A 4,621-nucleotide genomic window follows, 5' to 3' on the forward strand; every position below is an offset into this window, starting at 1 on the left:
TTACCATTCCCTGGCGCCGGCACGTCCTTGTGCCCGCTACCGTGTTTGATTCTGCCGTGACGCCGAATCAGTTATCCGATCCATGATCTTCGACCGCGCCTGCATTAGTTCGTTCAAGCGTGTTTGGGCCTCGGCAACGTGCATATTGATATTGCTGTTCATCCGAGTCAGGATCTCCGCCGCCTGACTTTCGGCTTCCTTCATCATCTCGACCGCACTCAAAATGGCCTGCTCGCGCAGCCGTGAGGCGTGCACCTGGATCTGCCTCCGGTGCGCTTCCACTTCGGCACGCAGCTCGGCGACCGCCCGTCGCTCCGCCCTGGCCTGGTCGAGGATCTCGGTGGCCTGCTTCTCTGCCGACCCCTGAATCTCTTGGGCGAACCGACGCGCCTCGGCCCGAATGTCGTCGGCCTCCGCCATGGCCTTGGTGAGGATTCCGGAGAGGCGATCGCTCAAGTCACCGGGGATCGCCGAGGCCAGCTCGGTGAACTGGGCCGCGGTCGACTCCAGATTGGCCTGCGATCTATGCAACTGGTCGGTCAACGCTGCAATGCGCGATCCGCTCGGCGGCACCAGCGATCGGAGGTCGTCCGTCGAGTCGACCGCGTAGTGCGTGTCGATCGGAAACGAAACCGGTTCCAGTTCAACGCCGTTGACCTCCCTCGCCTCCTCGCCCGGGTGCGAGCTGTGGTATTCGTCTGCGCTCACAACCGACCATCATACCGTTCGACACACAATGCCTGAGAGGGAAGCGCGACCAGTGCGGATCACGCTATCCCGCCCCGACCCGGTAACCCTCCCGTAGCCTTCGGCAGCAACCGGATGGCAAGGCCACCGCTAAATGACTCCGCTACCTGCCACAGCACCGACGACCTTCCCCGGCGTCAGCTCCCACGCCTGGGAACACCCGGCCGACCGTACAGCGCTCACCGCGCTGCGCCGACTCAGGGGCTTCGACCAGGTGCTCAAGCTGCTCTCCGGCATGTTGCGCGAACGCCAACACCGGCTGATGTACCTGGCCAGCTCCGCGGTGGGGTGGGCCCGCGTCAGTTCGCAGATCTCGATGAGTGCGTCGCCGTACTGGACGCCGAAGCCAAGCCGGAGCTGTTTGTCATCCAGTCGCCGGTGGCAAACGGCTACACGATCGGGATCGACAAGCCCTTCATCGTCGTCACCTCGGGTCTGTCCGACCTGATGACGCACGACGAGATGCGGTTCGTCATCGGCCAGGAACTCGGGCACGCGCTTGAGACACTCCGATCGCCGCATCGGCTATCTCGCCGTCCACGAGGATTCCGGCCGCTGCTGCCGGGACCCCGTGCTGTGCGGCCAGCTGAGCCAGGTTCTCATCTAGTTATCGTCTCGCCGCATCGACCGCGCCCATGACCGCCACGGTAACCAGCGGCGACCTATCCACGGTGCCGCCGTGCCCCGAGTGCTGTCTTCCTCCCAGACCGCAGACTCCACCGTCGAATCGAATGACCTACGGTTCTGTGGCGAAGGATCAATCGCGTGGGCGTGTGAGCTGTTCGGCCAGGATGTCGGCATGTCCGGCGTGGCGTGCGAAGTCTTCGATCCCGAGTAGGTAGATGAATCGAAGGCTCACGCTTCCGGCGCGGGGGTGGTCTACGACATGGTCCAGGTCGTATCGTGCGGCGATGGTGCGCGATGTGGCGCTCGCCCGCTGGAACTCGGCGATGACATCGGCGAGTGTCTCGGCGGCGGAGACGATGAAGCTGCCCTCGCCGCGCCCGGCGTACCCGTCGCACTCGGCTTCGGGCAACCCGGCCAGATAGTGCTGAAACCATATCCGCTCACCTGCGGCAGCGTGCTTGATCAGCCCGATTGGCGTGGTCGCCGATGAAACGAGGTGGCGACGGGCCTGTTCCTCGGTAAGTCCGTCGACTACCTCCGTTAGGGCGGCGCGGTTGTAGTCGAGCATGTTCTCCAGCAGTGCTCGCTCGGGCCCGACTGTGACGCGGGGCGGGGTGGTCATGGGGTGCCTCCTGGTAGTGGGTTCACTTGCGGGTACTGACGATTCGGCTGCCTGGTATCGGTGTAGTCGACGGCATAGCCGCTTCCTCGATGGAACGGACACGTGGCAAATCCGACAGCGGGTCGGCCATTCGCTGATTAGCGAGCCGCGAACTTGGTCACGCGGCGTTGCGATTTCAAAAACGGCACTCAACCTGGACATCCGACTGCACCAGGGAATCCGGCCGTTGTCACGACAGTAGCAGGCGGGACGCGCCGTTCGCCTCTCCGGGAATGCGAGTCAGCCACGGTCGAGTTGGTCGACCAGACCAAGCCCGACTGTGCGGGTCAGGAGGTCTTGATCGGGGCAGAACCGGCCCAGGCGGTCAGCGTCTCGTGCAGTCCAGCGTCGGTGCCGTCGCCCACCCAGGCAACGTAGCCGTCGGGTCGGACCAACGCGGCTGCTGGGGCTGGCACTTCGCCCAGGACCGGTAGTTCCCACCTCCCGGTGTCGGTGGCGTCGATCAACAACACCTGATCTGCCCACGCTGAGACGTCGAGACCGGTGGGCTCACCGAAGTTCAGTAGGGCCCAGCGCGCTTCATGCAGCTGCGTGAAAACCCGGGTGTGGCCCTCGGAGGTGACCACATCAAGGTCGGGCATACGACGGCCCAACAGCGGGTGGCCGTCGCCGAGGTCGTAGCGGATATCCAAGCCGCACATCATGGCGGCGATCCGGGTGCGTGGTTCCTGCAAGGCAAGCAATTCGGCCATGGCGTCGCGCAAGGCATCGACTCGCTCCCCCGGCCCGGCGAGCGCGGTCTGCGCCATCGTGTTGTGCAACACCCGCGCTGCCACCGGATGCCGTTCGGCGTGGTAGGTGTCCAGCAGCGTTTCCGGGGACCCCCCGTTGCTCACCTGGGCCAGCTTCCAGCCGAGGTTCACCGCGTCCTGGACGCCGGTGTTGAGACCCTGCCCGCCGACCGGGAAATGCACGTGCGCGGCGTCTCCGGCCAGCAGCACCCGACGGTCACGGTAGGACACCGCCTGGCGGGTCACGTCGGTGAACCTCGACACCCAGGCGGCGGAGCGTATTCCGTAATCGGTTCCACACGCACCGATCAGCGCCTCCCGCACATCCCCCAGGGTGGGTTCGCCGGATTGGCCACGATAGGGCTGGCTGACCATCACCCGGACCGGACCATCGTCCGCCAACCTGAAGAACGTGTGGAATCCGTCCCGGTGGCGGTGCGCGCCCCAGGGCGGCTCGGCGTCCGCTTCTACATCGGCCAACAGGCAGCTGATCGACGCATCCCACCCGGCGAACTCAATACCAGCCACCTTGCGGACCAGACTGCGCCCACCGTCGCAGCCGACGAGATAGCCCGCCCGCAACACTCCTCCATCCGAGAGTGCCACGTCGACACCGGTGTCATCCTGGGTGAAACCGGTGACCTCGGCGCCGTAGTGGATCGGCACGCCGAACTCGGCGACCCAGTCGGCCAGGGTGCGCTCGATGCGGTACTGCGGCAACCCCAGGCCGTAGCTGTGCCGTGTAGGCAGGTCCGCCATGTCCAGCGGGATCATCGAGTAGTGCCCGATCTGACCGGTCCAGCCCTGTGCGACGAACCGCCCGGCGATACCACGCTGATCGAGGACTTCAATGGTCCGAGCGGTCATCCCACCGGCCCGCGAACCATCCAGGTCGTGTGATGTTCGCCGTTCGACGACGACAACGTCGACTTTGGCCAGCGCCAACTCGCCCGCCAACATCAGCCCGGTCGGGCCAGCGCCGACGATCACCACCGCGTGTTCGGCCATGCGTTACCTTATCCAGCACACAGTCGGGCGGTTGAATCCCTAGCTCACTCCACCCCGATCGGATCCGCGACGGGCAATCGGCTATCCCCAGGAACACGAGAGGGTCATATGCCGGATTCGCCGGATATTGGGTTCACCGCGATCGAAGCCGCGGAAACCGCCCTGCTGACCTCGGTAGTCCGCCGGAACCGCGACGAGGTCGAGAACCTGCTACATCCCGAGTTCATCGAGATCGGCCGCAGCGGACGGCGGCTGACCCGCTCCGACGTCATCGCCAGGTTCGCGACCGAGCAGCCGCGACCAGCACCGGAAACTGGCGAGTGGAAGTTCACCCGGATCGCCGACAATCTGGTCCTGGTGACCTACACCGTCGGGGAACCGGGCCGTCGCAGCCGCTACTCCTCTATCTGGGACACCAGCCCGGCAACACCAGTGATCCGATTCCACCAGGGGACACCGATCGCTGCTGAGCCGCCTGGATTGGCCAGGAACCCTGGCGACGATGACACCTTCTTAGCCGATACCCGGGACGGCTACGACGCCACCGCCGCCGCCTATGCCGAGCGGTTCCATCGCCACCTCGACGGCAAGCCGCTGGACCGTGCTGTGATCGCCGGGTTCGCAGGGCTGGTGCGCGCGACCGGAAGCCTCCGGGTAGCCGATGTCGGGTGTGGGACTGGGGCAACCGCCGCGATGCTTCGCGATCTCGAAGTGGAACCGTTCGGGATCGACCTATCTGCGGGGATGGTGGCGCAGGCGCAGCGGCTCAACCCCGATCTTGATTTCCGGGTCGGGTCGATGCTCGAACTGCATGACCTCTCGGATG

General features: G+C 65.3%; 4 protein-coding genes and 1 pseudogene. 2 read left to right on the top strand and 3 right to left on the bottom strand.

Going from position 1 to position 4,621, the window contains the following annotated elements; translation table 11 throughout:
* Nucleotides 1-36 precede the first annotated feature (36 nt).
* Nucleotides 37-708: a M protein gene (locus AC2VOU_RS03130; protein WP_486956044.1), complete on the bottom strand. Its 672-nt coding sequence runs from the start codon at nt 706-708 to the stop codon at nt 37-39.
* 133 nt (nt 709-841) lie between these two features.
* Between AC2VOU_RS03130 and AC2VOU_RS03135 the strand changes: the two are divergent.
* A pseudogene (locus AC2VOU_RS03135) lies at nt 842-1,248 on the top strand (M48 family metalloprotease); the annotation flags it as partial.
* Nucleotides 1,249-1,504: 256 nt separating this feature from the next.
* Here AC2VOU_RS03135 and AC2VOU_RS03140 read toward each other — a convergent pair.
* Nucleotides 1,505-1,996 (bottom strand): DinB family protein, encoded by a 492-nt coding sequence (locus AC2VOU_RS03140; protein WP_486956045.1) that lies wholly within the window; start codon nt 1,994-1,996, stop codon nt 1,505-1,507.
* 326 nt (nt 1,997-2,322) lie between these two features.
* Nucleotides 2,323-3,795 carry an FAD-dependent monooxygenase gene (locus AC2VOU_RS03145; RefSeq protein WP_486956046.1) on the bottom strand — a complete coding sequence of 491 codons (1,473 nt, stop codon included), beginning with the start codon at nt 3,793-3,795 and terminating at the stop codon, nt 2,323-2,325.
* Nucleotides 3,796-3,903: 108 nt separating this feature from the next.
* Between AC2VOU_RS03145 and AC2VOU_RS03150 the strand changes: the two genes are divergently transcribed.
* A partial coding sequence (locus AC2VOU_RS03150) for a DUF4440 domain-containing protein (protein WP_486956047.1) occupies nt 3,904-4,621 on the top strand: 718 nt, incomplete at its 3' end.

The sequence above is a fragment of the Mycobacterium sp. TH-M25 genome (assembly GCF_057473665.1).